The 552-nt window shown below is 50.9% G+C and carries 1 pseudogene; it reads left to right on the top strand.

Going from position 1 to position 552, the window contains the following annotated elements:
* A pseudogene (locus tag QT222_RS00040) lies at positions 1-218 on the top strand (MFS transporter); the annotation flags it as partial.
* Between the last annotated feature and the right edge of the window lie 334 nt (positions 219-552).

Below are 552 nucleotides of genomic sequence, written 5' to 3'. Positions count from 1 at the left end.
TGTGGCGTGACTCGGGATACGGCGTCGGCGCAATCCTCATCGGCCTCTCGATGGAATTTGTGAGCACCGAAGCCGCATTCTACATGACTGCCGCCCTGATGTTCGTCTCTGGGGCGATCGTGTACGTGTGGATGGAAGAGACTCACCCCGAGTTCGGAACACACGAACCACCTGCCCCTGCAACGAAGCAACCAGCCCGGTCGGTGGCACAAGACTAACTCGGCAGAACAGCTGTTCCGCCTTCAAAATATATCAGCCTATGACGGGATAGTTTCTCTAGGGTCCTACTTCTACAGACCAACTATCAGATTCACTATGGATATATAGGAGAGGAGAAAACGAGGTTGTTAGAAATCTCGTCATGCACTTTTCAGACCCCGCATCGCACGATTTACGCAGGAATAGCTGATTAACCGCGGGTATAGCAGATGCACTACTATTTGACATCAACCGGTATTGCCTAAAATCGTGCTCAGATTTCCCTCTATTCCTCGATTTCGCTAGTTTCACCTACTCGTCAAGCACAATCCTCACCGATTGTCTCCGCTGCAT

The organism is Haloferax sp. s1 (assembly GCF_058382125.1).
The sequence above is the reverse complement of the archived record's forward strand: the minus strand, read 5'-3'. Positions and strand labels throughout refer to the sequence as shown.